A 15,282-nucleotide genomic window follows, 5' to 3' on the forward strand; every position below is an offset into this window, starting at 1 on the left:
AAAACAACAGGAGGTTAACATTATGAGAAGATTTCATGTTTTAGATTTAGCATTAGCTGCCATGTTCGTCGCTCTTATGGCTATTGGTGCAAATATTGTATCTTGGGCACCATTCCTGCAAGTGGCGGGCATCCCATTATCTATGCAACCATTTTTCGCAATTTTAGCAGGGCTTCTTCTTGGAAGTAGACTTGGCGCATTATCAATGACTGTTTACATGCTTGTTGGAGTAGCAGGTGCACCAATCTTCGCTAACTTCAAAGCTGGATTTGGAGCACTTTTAGATCCTACTGGTGGTTTTATTATTGCATTTATTATCGTTGCTTACGTATCAGGAAAAATAGTAGAACAAAAAGAACGACCAACATTCAGCACCTTTGCACTTGCTTCGTTCACAGGAATTATTTTAACGTATATTATCGGTACTACTTACATGTACGGAGCGGTCAATATTTTCATGGGTGGTAATATGAGTTATAAAGCTGCATGGATGATTATGATGTGGTTCGCAGTAAAAGATATTGTATTTACAATTATCGGCGCTATTATCGCACCTCGCATATACTATGCTGTACGTCGCTCGGCTTATCAGCATTCTCATTCGACGATTTCATAAGAAAAAGGAGTTGTTCCAGTAGGAACAACTCCTTTTTCTTATTAAGACTCTTGATTCGTTTGCTCTTCTAAAATTTTCTTCATCATTGTGACCATGTCATCGCGTAATTCTGGGTGTTGCAGAGCCATTTCAATTGTCGTTTGAACGAACCCTAACTTTTCACCTACGTCGTAACGTTTTCCTTCGAAGTCGTAAGCAAATACACGTTGAATTTCATTTAAGCTTTGAATTGCATCCGTTAACTGAATTTCGCCACCCGCTCCAACTTGTTGCTGTTCCAAGAACATAAAGATTTCAGGAGTTAAAATGTAACGTCCCATAATCGCTAAGTTTGAAGGCGCAGTACCTTGCGCTGGCTTCTCAACGAAATTACGAACTTGATAACGACGACCCTCTTGCTCTAATGGATCGATAATTCCGTAGCGATGTGTTTCTGCTTCAGGAACAGTTTGCACACCAATAACAGAAGAAAGTGTTTTGTCATACTCGTCCATTAGTTGACGTAAACATGGTTTTTCAGCTTGAACGATATCATCGCCTAATAATACTGCAAACGGCTCATCACCAATGAATTTACGTGCACACCAAACAGCATGTCCTAATCCTTTTGGTTCTTTTTGACGAATGTAATGGATATCTACCATTTTAGAAGAAGCTTGTACTTTTTCAAGTAACTCATACTTTTTCTTCTCTAATAAGTTTTGCTCTAGTTCAAATGCATTATCGAAATGATCTTCGATAGAGCGCTTTCCTTTACCAGTAACGATAATAATATCTTCGATGCCTGATTTTACTGCTTCTTCTACGATGTATTGAATTGTTGGCTTATCTACAATTGGAAGCATTTCTTTTGGCATTGCTTTCGTTGCTGGTAAAAAGCGTGTTCCTAATCCCGCTGCCGGGATAATTGCTTTTCTCACTTTTTTCATGACAAATACCCTCGCTTTTCCTTTTAGTTCTCTTAGTAAGGTGCAAATTTATAACATTATCTCTTAATAATCCTCTACATCATACAAAACTATAAGAAAAGAGGAGGCCGTTCTCCGTTCTCCCCTTTTCCTATCAGTAGCACTCTATTCTATTATAAACGATTCATAATATCTTCTTTAATAGTAAGTAACTTTTGTTCACTATTTTGTAAGGAATCATCTTGTACACCAAAGTAGAATTTAATCTTCGGCTCTGTGCCAGATGGACGTAAGCAGAACCAAGAACCATCTTCTAATTGATATTTTAACACATTTGATTTCGGTAAGTGAATCTCTTCCTTATTTCCATCTTGTAACGTTGTAATGATGCTTTCCTTATAATCCTCAACTGCAACGACTGTTAAACCAGCCACTTCTTTCGGAGGATTCCCGCGGAATGTTGCCATCATCTTTTGAATCTGTTCAGCACCGTCTTTTCCTTTTAACGTTAACGATACAAGATCTTCACGGAAGAAACCGTACTTCTTAAATACTTCTAGCAGACCATCATATAACGTTTTACCTTGTGATTTATAGTACGCAGCTACTTCACATGCGAATAGAACAGATTGCACGGCATCTTTATCACGACAGAATGGACGGATTAAATAACCGTAGCTTTCCTCATAACCGAATTGGAATTCATATTGTCCGCTTTCTTCATACTGTTTAATTTTTTCACCGATAAATTTAAATCCAGTTAACGTATCAACTGTATCTAAACCGTATGCTTTTGCGATTGTACGGCCAATTTCAGACGTTACGATTGTTTTTAAAACAACACCATTTTCTGGAAGTGTTCCATTTTCTTTCTTTTGTGATAATAAGTAATCAAGCATTAACGCACCTGTTTGGTTACCAGTTAACACTTGGAACTCACCATCGTGATTGCGAACTGCTACACCTAGACGGTCTGCATCAGGATCTGTTGCGATTAACACGTCTGCGCCTACTTTTTCACCGTCGCGAATTGCATACTCAAACGCTGCATGCTCTTCTGGATTTGGTGATTTTACTGTAGAGAAGTTTGGATCTGGTAACTCTTGCTCTTTTACAACTGTTACATCTGTAAATCCAACTTCTTCTAAACCACGGCGTACCGAAATATTTGATGTTCCATGTAATGGCGTAAAGACGATTTTTAAGTCTTTACCAACCTTTTGTACCATTTCTTTATTAATAATGACATTGTTCAATTCTGCAGCATATGCATCGTCTACTTCTTGTCCAATAATATGTAATAAACCGTCAGCTTTTAATTGCTCCACATCAGCAACTTCAACTGTTAATTCATCTTCTACTGCATTTACGTAACTAATTAACTCATCAGCTTCTTTTGGAGGCAATTGTCCACCATCGTCACCATATACTTTATAACCATTATATTCAGGCGGATTATGGCTTGCCGTAAGAACGATTCCACTTACTGTATGTAAATGACGAACTGCGAAAGAAAGCACTGGCGTTGGACGTAAGCTTTCAAACACATATGTTGTGATACCGTGTGCACCTAGTGTAGCGGCTACTTCCATTGCAAATTCAGGTGATTTATGACGAGAATCATACGCTACAACAACACCACGTTTCTTCGCTTCTTCACCTAATTTTTCAATAAACCTAGCTAATCCTTGTGTCGCTTTACGAACTGTATATACATTTAATCGGTTCGTACCAGCACCAAGTTCACCACGCATACCACCTGTACCGAACTCTAGATTTTTATAAAAGCTATCCTCAATTTTCTTCTCATCTTGCTTCATGTTTTCTAGCTGTTCTTTTAATTCTGCATCTAATTCTGCATATGAAAGCCAGCGACTAAATTCTTGTTTCCAATCCATGCTTCTATCTCCTCCCACTTGTCATACCTTTATTATATGAAAAAAACAACCTGTATCTCAATATTTTATAAAATCTAGCAGGATTTTACTAGGAATATTTGTATACACTATGATTAAATACTCCACCAAAGGGAATGAGGATTATGCAAGAATGGGGCTTGTCAGAAGAACTCAAAATACAAACAAAACAAATGATTGAAATTGCTGAAAAAGAATTATCAATTATGAGACAGGCAATTGATAAAGAAGATGAATGTATTTTATGCAAAATGGAAGATATTCATCACATGTTAGCAAATGTACAAACATTGGCAGCTACATACTATATTCAGGCTTATTTATCACCTTATACGGAAAGCTCACAGTTTATCACAAGAGCTGTCCAACATTTAAGCGCCCGAAAGCACGGTGCTCTAATCGTTGTAGAGCGAAACGAGACACTTGAATCTTTCATTCAAACTGGAACAACATTAAATGCTCATTTAACCGCACCGTTACTTGAATCAATTTTTTACCCAGGTAACCCTCTCCATGATGGAGCCATTCTTGTGAAAAATAATCATATTGTCTCAGCTGCTAATATTCTTCCGTTAACGAAAAGTACAGATATTGATCCTGAGCTAGGAACACGTCACAGGGCAGCAATTGGCTTATCAGAAAAAAGTGACGCACTTATATTAGTTGTCTCTGAAGAAACAGGTCGCACTTCATTTGCTTTAAATGGTACGTTATATACGATTTCTTTATAGGGCGAATCCTTCACTATGTAACACTTTTTTGAACAGTACAATAATAAATGAATGAGATCGATTTACCGAAAAAATTGACAATAATCGTACCATGTTAATAATAAAAGGCTGTCTCAAAAAAATTTGAGACAGCCTTTTTTCAAAAATTATTCTTCTCCGAAACGTTCAACAAGTGTTGCAAGTGTACGAACCATTGCACCTGTTGCTCCAGATGGCCCTAAATCATGCGCTCCTGTTGTTTCAGATGTTCCAGCGATATCTAAGTGTACCCATGGTGTGTCTTCAGCGAATTCACCTAGGAATGTCCCAGCCATAACCGCATGTCCTTCACGACCTGGTGAGTTATTTAAATCAGCAAATTTACTGTTTTTGACACGTTCTTTATCGCGCTCGAAAATCGGTAATTGCCAAATTGGCTCATCCGTTTCCATTGATGCTTCTAATACTTGTTCAAACAACTCTTCATTATTTGTCATCGCGCCTGTTGTATGATTTCCAAGTGCAACAATTACACCACCTGTTAATGTTGCAACATCAACTAAGTAATTTGCACCAAGCTTCTTCGCATACGTAATACCGTCAGCTAACGCTAGACGACCTTCTGCATCTGTATTTAATACTTCGATTGTTTTTCCGCTCATAGATGTAATCACATCATCTGGCTTGAATGCAGTACCACTTACAACGTTATCCGTTGATGGAATTACAGCGATAACATTTTGCTCTGGGCGAAGTTCACCGATAATTTCCATCGCACCAAGAACAGCTGCTGCACCGCCCATATCACCTTTCATACCAACCATGCCTTCACGTGGTTTTAAAGAGTAGCCGCCTGTATCGTATGTAATCCCTTTTCCAACGAATCCAATTACATCTGTCCACTCTTCTTTTCCTTTATAAATAAGAGCGATCATTTTCGGTGGCTCTGTACTACCTTGGTTTACTGCAAGTAACGCACCCATACCAAGATCTTCCATCCCTTCTTTCTCAAGAACTTTATAATCCATATCATACTTTTCCGCTAATTCAACCGCATACTCAGCAAGCTTTGTTGCTGTTAATACGTTTGGCGGCATATTTACAAGTGTACGAGCTGAATTCGTTGCACGTCCATGTACGTATCCTACTGTTAATGCAGCTTCAACTTCTTGTGCATCTTCCGCTGTAATAGCCGTAAACTTCTCTAACTCTACACGATCCTTTTTATCTGTTTTATACGTTTGTAATTCATATGTACCAAGACCTTGTACTTCCGCCGCAATATGAGCTACATCAATCGCATCTAATTTATCTGTCACGAAAGAATCAAGTAAGATAGCTGCATCTTGTACTTTTGCTGCTTGTAACGCTTTGAACGCCTTACCAAGAGCCGCACGTAACGTTTCCGTTGTATATGATTCTTTCTTACCTAAGCCAACGAAATAATAACGTTTCACATTTGTTTTTCCTAAACTATGTACTTTTGAAATGGCTTTTTTCTTAGTTGAAAGTTCTTTTTCTTCTAATAAAAATTGTAATTGTCCTTCAAACGCTTTGTCCAGTTCTTGTACAAAACTACTCGTTTTCTCTTCTTCAAATAAGGCAACAATTACCGCTTCATGGCTTGCTAATTCTTTTTGTACTTGAAACATGTTCAAACCCCCTAAATTTCTTTACTCTACGCCTATTATAACTTTATTTTCGATAAAATGCGACAATTCTAACTTCTAATACAATGAAATAAGACAAGAAAAAAGTCTAGCGTTATTACCACTAGACTATCTTTGTTTTAAATATTGACCTCGAAACACTTGCATCGTTTCGTCTTCATTTAACATCGTTAACTCTTCTTCTGTAAACTTACCATTTCCTATTTTCACTACGTATACATTTACCTTTTTCTTACCCCATTGGCTATAAACATCTTTCACCGTATCATAATATAGATCAAGACGGTTTCCTTTTATAGCGCCACCCTTATCAGCAACAACACCGTATCCGTAATCTGGCACGAATAGAATCGTTCCGATCGGGAATACGCGTAAATCCGCAGCGATTGTGGAATATAAATCCCGTTTCGCTTTAACACCTGAATATGTAATACCATACTCCGGATGTCCCGGGCTCTTACCAGTTGACTCTATTCCTGATGTATAACCAGTTGCAGTCATTTCTATAACACGATATTTAGACCAGTCATTTGCCTGTTCTAAAGCATTTATCACTTCTTTACTCGGAGCAACTTTTTTCCCAATTTCTGCTGCATGTACTTCTTTTGCACTTGTTTCTTCATATGGTTTTATAATCTCTAATAAAGAAACTCCTGTGAAAGCCTTCCATGTTACGCATAATGCGAATGCAAGTAAACAAGTCATCATAATGCGAATACAATATCGTTTTAACATTTTTATATTCCACACTCCTTCATCGTTAATCATTCCCTATACGATGAAGGAATATGCAAAAAAATAATCTCCAAATTGATTGGAGATTAAAACATTTGATATCCACTTTTCCGAAGTTTCTTAATTACGATTCCCGCTAAAGCAGCACCTACTAATCCAGTAGATAGAATAAACATATCTGCTTGTCCTAAATGCGATACACTTGTCCCAAATGAAGAAAATGTTTCTTTTGGCTTTGAAAAATAATCCCACACACTCGCTTTATTAATAATAAGCATACAAACAATTGGATACACAATAACCATTACCCACGTAGCCCGCAAAATCATGTTGAGTAAAAATCCAATTCCAAAAAACAAAATAAAGAATAACATCATTGAAATAAGTAGTACCGGTATACTCACTTCTTCTCCCTCTCCTTCGCATGCGCCGTAAATACGTGATAGGCTGTATAACCAAATTGCTCTCCTGGATTTAATGTTTTGTCCATTTCAAGATGCAATTCTGATCTTCCTTCTAGCAAATATTTAATAAGTACAGACGTATTCGGATCGTCCGCAATCTTATCTGGATGTAAGAACGCCACTTCAGACAATTCCTTCTCCTGTACAATAATGTTTTCTCCTTCAGGCTCCAAAAGGAAAATAATCATATTATCACTAATCTCATTACGAATAACGCCCGATCGAATACCAATAATCCCCTTCACCTGAGCGACAATACCTGTCTCTTCTAACACTTCACGTTTCACAGCTTCATCAACTGTCTCACCTTCATTTACAAAACCAGCCGGTAAAGACCATTTCCCCTTTAATCCACTGTATTTCTTCTTAACAAATAGCCACCTGCCATCTTTTGTTGCTACTAAACCACTAACAGCTAACCACACTTTCCCTCGTTTCTCCATGATGTAATAACCTCCTCCACTAGAACGGACAGAATATTCTTTCTTTTTTATATATTATACTATATTTTTAATATGAAAAAAGCAGAAACAGCTCTTAGCCGTTTCTGCTTTTTCTATTATATATTAAAAGAACTTTAATTTACCTTTTTTAAGAACTAATAAAGGTCCACCTAATAAGAATAGGTAACGGTTATCGATTACTTTCTTCATGAAGGAAGCTTTCCAACCTGTTAACTTTTTACCCATAACAACGCCCATTGCATCGTCATGACCTAATGAACATACAGATCCTTTATTGTCGAATGCGAATTTTTTCATTTCGCCTTTGCCACGTACTAATACAGTTAAGTTGTGTGCAATGTTGTAACCTTGTTGAATTGCAATTTGTGCTGTTGGTGGATATGGACGGTTAATTTCTTCGTTAATGATTAACGCAGCGTCACCAACCATGAATACTTCTTCGTATCCTGGAGCGTGCATGTACTCATCAACTTTTACACGTCCGCGCATTGCTTCAAAGCCAGACTCTTCCACAATACCGTTACCACGAACACCTGCAGCCCAAACTACTGTTTCAGACTTAAGTAATTCAGTATCTTCACCGTTTGCTACGATAATACCTTCTTCAGTTGCTTCTTTAATTGCTGTACCAATGCGGAATTCTACGCCTTTTTTCTCAAGTTGTTTCACAGCGTATTCTACTAATGCTGGATCGAAACCAGGAAGTGCTGTTGGAGCAGCTTCTACACAGATAATACGAGCTTTTTCACGTGGTACATTGTACTCTTTGCAAAGTTCTGGAACACGGTTTGCAAGCTCACCTACGTACTCGATACCAGTAAATCCAGCACCACCAACAACGATTGTAACTAACTCATCGCGTTGTTCAGTTGCATATTTAGCGAAACTAGCTTCCATATGCTCACGAATTTGACGAGTTGCATTAATGTTAGCAATTGAGAATGCATGCTCTTTTAATCCTGTAATTCCGAATGTTTCTGATTCGAAACCAAGACCGATTACTAAGTAATCATACTCTAATTCGCCGTCTTTTAAGATAATGCGTTTTTCAGCAGCTTTAATTTCTACTACTGTATCTTGTACAAAGTTCACTTTATTTGTATCGATAACGTCTTGAATATCTAGACAGATTTTTTCATCTTGTAATGTACCAGCTGCGCTCTCGTGTAACCAAGTCGCTTGGTAGTGATAGCTGTTGTTGTTTACTAACGTAATTTCAGCTTCATTTACAGATAATGCTTTTTGCAGACGAACAGTCGTAATCATCCCGCCATAACCTGCACCTAAAACTACGATTTTTGGAGTCTTCACCAAATCACAACCCTTTTCTTTATATAATAGTAATAAAAAATAGTACCAAGTACTAAAAACTCTATTTGTCAAGAATGTGGAATTTATCACATTCTATATCGTAACAAAACGCAGTCAAAAAATCGTACGAAATTTGTCATAGAAATTTAACATAATACTTCCCTATATTAGTCGGTTTTATTCCAGAATTCAAGCACCTAGCGAATTATCAATATTTTAAAATAACATAGCGTTTTCAAGGGTTTTTTAGCCTTTTTTTCATGTATTTTCCTTTCCTTATATTTTATACAATTAAAAAACATCCATGCGAAAACTTACACACAATTCAGTCGTTTTCAGAAGTATTATGAACTCAAATATGCTATCATTTATTTGAAAGTGTCATCATTTGCAGGATTTTCGTGTACATATGAACAATATATGAAATCAATATTAAAATTCCATCTATAGGGGGAATGAAAGTGGCAGAAAATCAAAAAGTTTACGACATAACAATTATTGGTGGTGGCCCAACAGGACTGTTCACAGCATTTTATGGCGGTATGAGACAAGCAAGTGTAAAAATCATTGAAAGCTTACCTCAACTTGGAGGACAATTATCCGCACTCTACCCTGAAAAATACATTTATGATGTAGCTGGATTTCCAAAAGTGCGCGCACAAGAATTAGTTGATAACTTAAAAGAGCAAATGAAGAAATTTGATCCAACCGTTTGTTTAGAAGAAGCTGTTGATACGCTTGAGAAACAAGCTGACGGTATATTTAAACTTGTTACGAATAAGCAAACTCACTATTCTAAATCAGTTATTATTACCGCTGGCAATGGTGCTTTCCAACCACGCCGCTTAGAATTAGAAGGTACAGCAAAATATGAAAAGAAAAACTTACATTATTTCGTTGATGATATGAATAAATTTGCTGGTAAGCGCGTCGTAGTATTTGGCGGCGGCGACTCAGCGGTTGATTGGACAATGATGTTAGAGCCGATCGCTGACAAAGTTACAATCGTTCATCGACGTGATAAATTCCGTGCGCATGAACATAGCGTAGAAAGCTTAATGAATTCTCGTGCAGAAGTAAGCACACCGTATGTTCCAGTAGAACTCATTGGTGATGACAAGATTGAACAAGTCGTTCTTCAGCACGTAAAAACGGAAGAAAAACTTATCATCGATGTTGATGACGTAATCGTAAACTACGGCTTCGTTTCTTCTCTTGGTCCAATTAAAAACTGGGGCTTAGACATTCAAAAGAACAGCATCCTCGTGAATTCAAAAATGGAAACAAATATTCCTGGCATTTATGCTGCCGGTGACATTTGTACATATGAAGGAAAAGTAAAACTCATTGCTTGCGGCTTTGGTGAAGCACCGACAGCAGTAAATAATGCAAAAGCTTACTTCGATCCAAACGCAAAACTCCAACCAATGCATAGCTCAAGTATGTTTTAATATAGAAATGAAAAGAACTCCTTTTACATGAAAGGAGTTCTTTTCATTTCGAGATTCCTAATCGAAATTCCTCCTTTTCATACTCTCCTTTTCCTAAATAAAATACATTTCAACTTACTAAAAAACACTGCTCCCTTCCAAAATATGTTACAATAAAAACAGAACGTATGTTTTATCTAATAAAGGGAGGTTTTATTAATGAAAGAACCGATTATCGTAACAAAAGAAGCTTTCCAAGCAATCGGTGTCTCTATTACGACGACAAACGAAAAAGAGGCATCTCCTGAAGGAGAAATTCCAAAGCTTTGGAATCGCTACTTCCAAGAACAAATCATGCATCAAATTCCAGATCAACAAACAAAAGAAACATTCGCCTTCTATTCAAACTACGAATCGGATGAAACCGGTACATATCAATTTACTATTGGCATGCCTGTTTCTTCATTAGAAGACGCTCCTGAAAATATGACAACTTTAACAATACCTGCCGCTACGTATGCGGTATTTACAACGAGAAAAGGCCCTGTGTCTGAAGTCGTGTGCGAGGCTTGGGAATATATTTGGCAATGGTCGAAAGAAAACAAACGCGCTTTTACAACAGATTTCGAACTGTATGATGAAAAAGCAACAGATCCAAATAACGTACAATTGGATATTTACATTGCTTTAGCTTAAAAAAAGATGCCCTTTGGCATCTTTTTTTAAGCTAAATAGCCACTGTGCAAATCCAACATTATTGTCTACAATGAGAAAGTGCAGTATAGAAATATTAGAAACTGTATAAAACGATTGTTAATAGGTTTTTTAGTCTAAATTTGGTACATAGAAAGGAAGCAATATGGAGGAACTACAACAAAATAAATCTGCTTTAAAAGAAAATGCAAAACCGTTATTAAAAAATACAAACTTCCTTTTTCTTTGGGCAGCTACTCTCTTTTCAAGCTTTGCTTTAGCCTTTTTTACTTTTTCACAAACATGGTACATAGCAAAAACATTAAACCTTGAGGCTTCACTCGGTATTGTTTTCGTGGCTCTTAGTGTTCCAAGGCTCATTTTTATGATCATTGGCGGAGCATTAGCTGATAAATTCCCGAAAAAAAACATTATGTTTTACTCAAATATTATTCGCGCTATTCTTGTCGCAACAATTCTCACTTGGTTCATCGTCGGTGATGTAACACTATATACATTTGCTTTGTTCGCTTTGTTCTTCGGACTTGCTGACGCTTTCTTCTGGTCAGCAGACGGCTCTATTCTGCCTGAACTTGTAGAAAAAAGCCGCTTAACACAAGCAAATTCACTTACTCAAATGACAAACCAAGCATCTGTCATTTTAGGACCTGTACTTGGCGGTATTCTCATTAAATTTACGAACTATGAAACAATTTTTTCGATTACAATTCTGCTACTCATTATCGCTGCGATACTCGTTCAAAAAATACAATTTACAGTACCCGAAAAAAATGAGACAGACAAAGGCATGTTCACTTCTATTAAAGAAGGCATCTTATATGTAAAGGAATCACCATTTCTTTCAACTTTCCTTATTTGTAGCGCCTTTTTAAACTTATTTTTAATCGGTCCGATGCAAGTCGGCTTCCCGCTTTTCGTTAAAAATGTTTTGCACGGTGACTCACTCCAGTTCAGTTACTTAGAAGCATCTGTAGGCGGCGGAATGGCAATAGGCGCTGTCATCGTCGGTTTAAAAAATATTAATCGTAGACGCGGTCTATTTTGCATTATCATGATGCTACTGTCTGGTGTATTCTTCCTATCCATCAACTTTAGTACCGTACTTTGGCAAGCATTATTAGCCGGCATGTTTTACGGTATTACAATTGCGATGGCTATCGTTCCACTTATGGCAATGATTCAATCGACAGTAAAAGAAGAAATGATGGGACGCGTAATGAGTTTACTTATGCTATCATCAATGGGCTTTATCCCGCTTTCTTATGCATTCACATCAATCGCGCTTGCAATAGGAATTCCAATCGTAACCGTTATGAAAAGCGGTGCAATCGCCGTTATCGTCTTCGTACTATTTGTAGCGATTCGTGTTCCAGTTGTAAGAAAGTTTGATTAGCTACTCGGAGTCATGTGTTATACGCATGGCTCCTTTTTAAACGGATCAAATAACGGTATCCCCTTACTTCTTCTCACAGCTGCTTCCCATTTTTATCACCTCACTTATAGGGAAGAAATAGGAAGAGAAATTGGCGTGATATTTAATATTTTTTTATTGGAGATGAAAATATGATTGTAATTAGCGCTTGTTTAGGTGGTATCGCTTGTCGTTATGACGGTAACGATAATCTCGTTTCAAAAATAGAAGAGTTATTACAAAGGGAAGACACCATCCTCGTTTGTCCCGAAGTATTAGGCGGTTTACCAACACCACGCCCTTCTGCTGAAATTATCGGCGGTAATGGCGATGATGTTTTAGATGGAAAAGCAAAAGTAATGACGAAAGAAGGACAAGATGTCACGGAGGCTTTCGTGCGTGGTGCTTATAAAGCATTAGAACAAATAAAAGATTTAAACCCAGAATATATAATTTTAAAAGAACGCAGTCCATCTTGTGGTAGTTCTACTATTTACACAGGGGAATTTAACGGCAATAAACAAACTGGTTACGGGGTGACAACTGCTTTATTCAAAAGACATGGATTTAAAGTCGTTTCAGAAGAGGATTTTGAAGATACAAAAAGGAATTGACCCTGTTCGTCAATTCCTTTTTTCTGTCTTATTTCGCACCTAGTTTTTCTTTCACTTTCGCAGGAAGCTCGTCTTTCTTCACTTCTTCCCAAGCTGATACACCTTTTTTATCTGAATGGTATACGCGTAAGAATGCATCTTTACGTAAGTTTTTTTCAGCTGTGAATTCTAATTCTTTTTCTGTTCCGTCTTTATCGAAGCCTTTTAATTTATACTCAAAATATTTGTATGGCTCTCCGTTATCAGACTTCCCGTTTTTTTCAATTCCATCAGCTGTAATTTGAACATAATACTGATCTTTCCCCATACGGTTAATATCACAACCAGCTAAAAGGCTTGCAAATACAACTAAAATACTAAAAAGTGCAATATATCTTTTCATTTCCTTCACCTCATGTGTTTTTCTTATATTGTTATCTTAAAGCCTGGGGCTTAAAGAAGAAATTCAAAAACATGACATGAACATTACACTTTTGTAAGATAACAATTATTTCTTCACTTTAGAAATCGTCATCCCGTCACCAATTGGAATGAGTACAGATTCTAAATTTGAATGAGTTGCTACCACTTCATTAAACTTCTTCATAATTTCTGTATAACGTTTTGATTTCACACTTTCATCTGCTACACTACCACCAGCTAGAACATTATCTGTAACAATTACAGCTCCTGGCTTAGCAAGTTTAATACAGTATGTTAAATAGTTTGCATAATTCTCTTTATCAGCGTCGATAAAGAAGAAATCAAATCGCTTATTATCACTAGCTAATATTTCAAGACTTTGTAAAGCGGCACCAGTCATATACGACACTTGTTTTCCAAATCCCGCTTTATGTAGATTGCTATGTGCTACCTCTGCATATTTCTCTTCTAGTTCAAGAGAAGTTAACGTACCCTCTTCCCCAAAACCTTTCGCAAGACAAATTCCGCTATAACCACCTAATGCACCTATTTCTAAAATATCTTTCGCTCCAGAAATAGAAACTATCATCGTTAAAAGTTTCCCCGAAGAAGGCGATACCGATATCGGAGGCATTTCGTTTTCTTTTATGGAAGCAATCACTTCATCCAAAATAGCATCTTGACCACAAAATACTGAATCGATATAACGATTAATTTGTTTCATCAGATGCAGTCCCTTGCTCTAGATTTTCCTTCTCATCTAACATAGGCGCGTCTTCTGTTTCACTCTCATGTATTTCAAATAGTTGTGTAAATTCATTAATAACCAGATCAATTGCCTTTAATTCCCCGATTAAAATTTGCTGAATGGACTGGAATTCTGGCTCACTTAACTGTTGCTTAATCGTAGCACGCTTTAAATTCATCATTTCTAAAAAGGCAATCGCTCTCCCGCGGCGAAATGTTTTCGGCCCACGATGATGTGATTCATCTCTCCCTTTATGACGCTCACCACGGTGTTGTCCTTCTTTCATGAACTTATCTTTTCTCATTTTAAATCCCCCTTTTGTATACAAATGTATACACGTTTTTATATTTACAATCGTATACATTTGTATACAAAATGTCAAAATAAAAAACCTTAAGGGAAATGAATTTTATAATTCATCTCTCTTAAGGCTTCTTATTCTCTATCTCTTTACCACCAATTTTTCTATGCATCTATTACCGCCAATAACGTCTTTCACGCCTGTTTCGCCACTTACCACAGATTTTATCACGTAATTTCCTTATACCGTTTATTACACCTTCTATTATGCACTCTATTATAATATCTATCACAATGTATCTTATAAATCTAAAAATAGGACCTATCACGTACCTCACTACAAATTCAAAAATATCTTCCAACATATATCCCTCCTCTTTCTATCCTTCAATTATACTTGTAAGAAAGAGAACGATTAAAGCAAAATAAAAGACCTCCTTAACGATTTTATTCCATCGCTAAAAAGGTCTTTTTCTATTTCGGCCAAAAATTTAGCACTCTTCTGGCTTACCAGCATTCGACGCTGTACGGAAAGATGATCCGCATCCACATGATGCAATTGCGTTTGGATTATCGATTGTGAATCCGCCGCCAAGCATCGATTGCTTATAATCAACTTTCACTCCTTTAACAATCGGAGCACTTTCTTTATCAATAACAAATTCAACACCGAAAAATTCAAGAACTGTGTCGTCTTCTTTTGGTTCTACTTCAAATCCTAAGCCGTAAGAAAGACCACTACATCCGCCGCCATGTACAGCAAGGCGCACGTACTTCTCTCCATCTTCAGCATCTTTTAACATATCTTTAATTTGAAAAGCTGCTTGCTCTGTTACTTCAATCATGAAATACACCATCCTTTCTGTTCT

Annotated in this window: 18 protein-coding genes; 6 read left to right on the forward strand and 12 right to left on the reverse strand. The window is 37.0% G+C overall.

Annotated elements, in window-relative coordinates:
* Positions 1-22: 22 nt before the first annotated feature.
* The gene (locus BAU23_RS12635; RefSeq protein WP_001252155.1) at positions 23-616 is read left to right on the forward strand and encodes a biotin transporter BioY; all 594 of its coding nucleotides are present in this window, start codon (positions 23-25) and stop codon (positions 614-616) included.
* Positions 617-657: 41 nt separating this feature from the next.
* Here the strand turns inward: BAU23_RS12635 and galU are convergent, their stop codons facing one another.
* Both galU and BAU23_RS12645 read right to left on the reverse strand, forming a co-directional pair.
* A complete protein-coding gene (gene galU / locus BAU23_RS12640) occupies positions 658-1,545 on the reverse strand; it encodes a UTP--glucose-1-phosphate uridylyltransferase GalU (RefSeq protein ID WP_000757821.1) in 888 nt (295 codons plus the stop codon).
* Positions 1,546-1,697: 152 nt separating this feature from the next.
* Positions 1,698-3,422, reverse strand: coding sequence for a phospho-sugar mutase (locus BAU23_RS12645; protein WP_016130775.1), 1,725 nt, complete (start codon positions 3,420-3,422; stop codon positions 1,698-1,700).
* Positions 3,423-3,565: 143 nt separating this feature from the next.
* Here BAU23_RS12645 and cdaS point away from each other — a divergent pair, with 143 nt between their 5' ends.
* Positions 3,566-4,171, forward strand: a complete 606-nt coding sequence (cdaS, locus tag BAU23_RS12650; protein WP_001158736.1) for a sporulation-specific diadenylate cyclase CdaS — start codon at positions 3,566-3,568, stop codon at positions 4,169-4,171.
* Between the two features lie 146 nt (positions 4,172-4,317).
* Here the strand turns inward: cdaS and pepA are convergent, their stop codons facing one another.
* The 5 genes from pepA to BAU23_RS12675 all read right to left on the reverse strand — a co-directional run bounded on the left by pepA (position 4,318) and on the right by BAU23_RS12675 (position 8,794).
* A complete protein-coding gene (pepA, locus tag BAU23_RS12655) occupies positions 4,318-5,802 on the reverse strand; it encodes a cytosol aminopeptidase (protein ID WP_071734575.1) in 1,485 nt (494 codons plus the stop codon).
* A 126-nt stretch (positions 5,803-5,928) separates the two neighbouring features.
* Entirely contained in the window at positions 5,929-6,555 is a 627-nt protein-coding gene (locus tag BAU23_RS12660; protein WP_002094369.1) for a 3D domain-containing protein, read from the reverse strand.
* Positions 6,556-6,641: 86 nt separating this feature from the next.
* Positions 6,642-6,959, reverse strand: a complete 318-nt coding sequence (locus BAU23_RS12665; RefSeq protein WP_000027018.1) for a YuiB family protein — start codon at positions 6,957-6,959, stop codon at positions 6,642-6,644.
* On the reverse strand, positions 6,956-7,462 hold the full coding sequence (locus tag BAU23_RS12670) for an NUDIX hydrolase (RefSeq protein WP_000415329.1): 507 nt from the start codon (positions 7,460-7,462) through the stop codon (positions 6,956-6,958). The genes BAU23_RS12665 and BAU23_RS12670 overlap by 4 nt, the downstream gene beginning before the upstream one ends.
* Before the next feature lie 123 nt (positions 7,463-7,585).
* A complete protein-coding gene (locus BAU23_RS12675) occupies positions 7,586-8,794 on the reverse strand; it encodes an NAD(P)/FAD-dependent oxidoreductase (RefSeq protein WP_000856617.1) in 1,209 nt (402 codons plus the stop codon).
* 461 nt (positions 8,795-9,255) lie between these two features.
* On the opposite strand from BAU23_RS12675, the gene BAU23_RS12680 reads away from it, so the two are divergent.
* The 4 genes from BAU23_RS12680 (at position 9,256) to BAU23_RS12695 (ending at position 12,963) form a co-directional block, all read left to right on the forward strand.
* Entirely contained in the window at positions 9,256-10,245 is a 990-nt protein-coding gene (locus BAU23_RS12680; RefSeq protein ID WP_000829781.1) for an NAD(P)/FAD-dependent oxidoreductase, read from the forward strand.
* A 198-nt stretch (positions 10,246-10,443) separates the two neighbouring features.
* Positions 10,444-10,920: a GyrI-like domain-containing protein gene (locus BAU23_RS12685; RefSeq protein ID WP_000662577.1), complete on the forward strand. Its 477-nt coding sequence runs from the start codon at positions 10,444-10,446 to the stop codon at positions 10,918-10,920.
* Between the two features lie 163 nt (positions 10,921-11,083).
* Positions 11,084-12,331, forward strand: coding sequence for an MFS transporter (locus BAU23_RS12690; protein ID WP_000391923.1), 1,248 nt, complete (start codon positions 11,084-11,086; stop codon positions 12,329-12,331).
* Between the two features lie 170 nt (positions 12,332-12,501).
* On the forward strand, positions 12,502-12,963 hold the full coding sequence (locus tag BAU23_RS12695) for a 2-thiouracil desulfurase family protein (protein ID WP_000635506.1): 462 nt from the start codon (positions 12,502-12,504) through the stop codon (positions 12,961-12,963).
* Between the two features lie 28 nt (positions 12,964-12,991).
* Here the strand turns inward: BAU23_RS12695 and BAU23_RS12700 are convergent, their stop codons facing one another.
* From BAU23_RS12700 to BAU23_RS12720, 5 genes are all read right to left on the reverse strand, one after another.
* Positions 12,992-13,345, reverse strand: a complete 354-nt coding sequence (locus BAU23_RS12700; protein WP_000833119.1) for a YxeA family protein — start codon at positions 13,343-13,345, stop codon at positions 12,992-12,994.
* Between the two features lie 105 nt (positions 13,346-13,450).
* Positions 13,451-14,089 carry an O-methyltransferase gene (locus BAU23_RS12705; protein ID WP_071734576.1) on the reverse strand — a complete coding sequence of 213 codons (639 nt, stop codon included), beginning with the start codon at positions 14,087-14,089 and terminating at the stop codon, positions 13,451-13,453.
* Positions 14,076-14,417, reverse strand: a complete 342-nt coding sequence (locus BAU23_RS12710) for a hypothetical protein (protein ID WP_071734577.1) — start codon at positions 14,415-14,417, stop codon at positions 14,076-14,078. Before BAU23_RS12710 ends, BAU23_RS12705 begins: the two co-directional genes overlap by 14 nt.
* Before the next feature lie 172 nt (positions 14,418-14,589).
* Positions 14,590-14,778 carry a hypothetical protein gene (locus tag BAU23_RS30600; RefSeq protein WP_000888620.1) on the reverse strand — a complete coding sequence of 63 codons (189 nt, stop codon included), beginning with the start codon at positions 14,776-14,778 and terminating at the stop codon, positions 14,590-14,592.
* A 126-nt stretch (positions 14,779-14,904) separates the two neighbouring features.
* Complete coding sequence (locus BAU23_RS12720) at positions 14,905-15,258, reverse strand: HesB/IscA family protein (RefSeq protein WP_000573823.1); 354 nt, start codon at positions 15,256-15,258, stop codon at positions 14,905-14,907.
* Positions 15,259-15,282 lie beyond the last annotated feature (24 nt).

This window comes from Bacillus nitratireducens (assembly GCF_001884135.1).
Lineage (GTDB): Bacteria > Bacillota > Bacilli > Bacillales > Bacillaceae_G > Bacillus_A > Bacillus_A nitratireducens.

Coding starts and splice junctions, on each gene's coding strand:
- BAU23_RS12635 (WP_001252155.1), top strand. CDS start 23: ATGAGAAGATTTCATGTTTTAGATTTAGCATTAGCTGCCATGTTCGTC.
- galU (WP_000757821.1), bottom strand. CDS start 1,545: ATGAAAAAAGTGAGAAAAGCAATTATCCCGGCAGCGGGATTAGGAACA.
- BAU23_RS12645 (WP_016130775.1), bottom strand. CDS start 3,422: ATGGATTGGAAACAAGAATTTAGTCGCTGGCTTTCATATGCAGAATTA.
- cdaS (WP_001158736.1), top strand. CDS start 3,566: ATGCAAGAATGGGGCTTGTCAGAAGAACTCAAAATACAAACAAAACAA.
- pepA (WP_071734575.1), bottom strand. CDS start 5,802: ATGTTTCAAGTACAAAAAGAATTAGCAAGCCATGAAGCGGTAATTGTT.
- BAU23_RS12660 (WP_002094369.1), bottom strand. CDS start 6,555: ATGTTAAAACGATATTGTATTCGCATTATGATGACTTGTTTACTTGCA.
- BAU23_RS12670 (WP_000415329.1), bottom strand. CDS start 7,462: ATGGAGAAACGAGGGAAAGTGTGGTTAGCTGTTAGTGGTTTAGTAGCA.
- BAU23_RS12685 (WP_000662577.1), top strand. CDS start 10,444: ATGAAAGAACCGATTATCGTAACAAAAGAAGCTTTCCAAGCAATCGGT.
- BAU23_RS12690 (WP_000391923.1), top strand. CDS start 11,084: ATGGAGGAACTACAACAAAATAAATCTGCTTTAAAAGAAAATGCAAAA.
- BAU23_RS12695 (WP_000635506.1), top strand. CDS start 12,502: ATGATTGTAATTAGCGCTTGTTTAGGTGGTATCGCTTGTCGTTATGAC.
- BAU23_RS12700 (WP_000833119.1), bottom strand. CDS start 13,345: ATGAAAAGATATATTGCACTTTTTAGTATTTTAGTTGTATTTGCAAGC.
- BAU23_RS12705 (WP_071734576.1), bottom strand. CDS start 14,089: ATGAAACAAATTAATCGTTATATCGATTCAGTATTTTGTGGTCAAGAT.
- BAU23_RS12710 (WP_071734577.1), bottom strand. CDS start 14,417: ATGAGAAAAGATAAGTTCATGAAAGAAGGACAACACCGTGGTGAGCGT.
- BAU23_RS30600 (WP_000888620.1), bottom strand. CDS start 14,778: ATGTTGGAAGATATTTTTGAATTTGTAGTGAGGTACGTGATAGGTCCT.
- BAU23_RS12720 (WP_000573823.1), bottom strand. CDS start 15,258: ATGATTGAAGTAACAGAGCAAGCAGCTTTTCAAATTAAAGATATGTTA.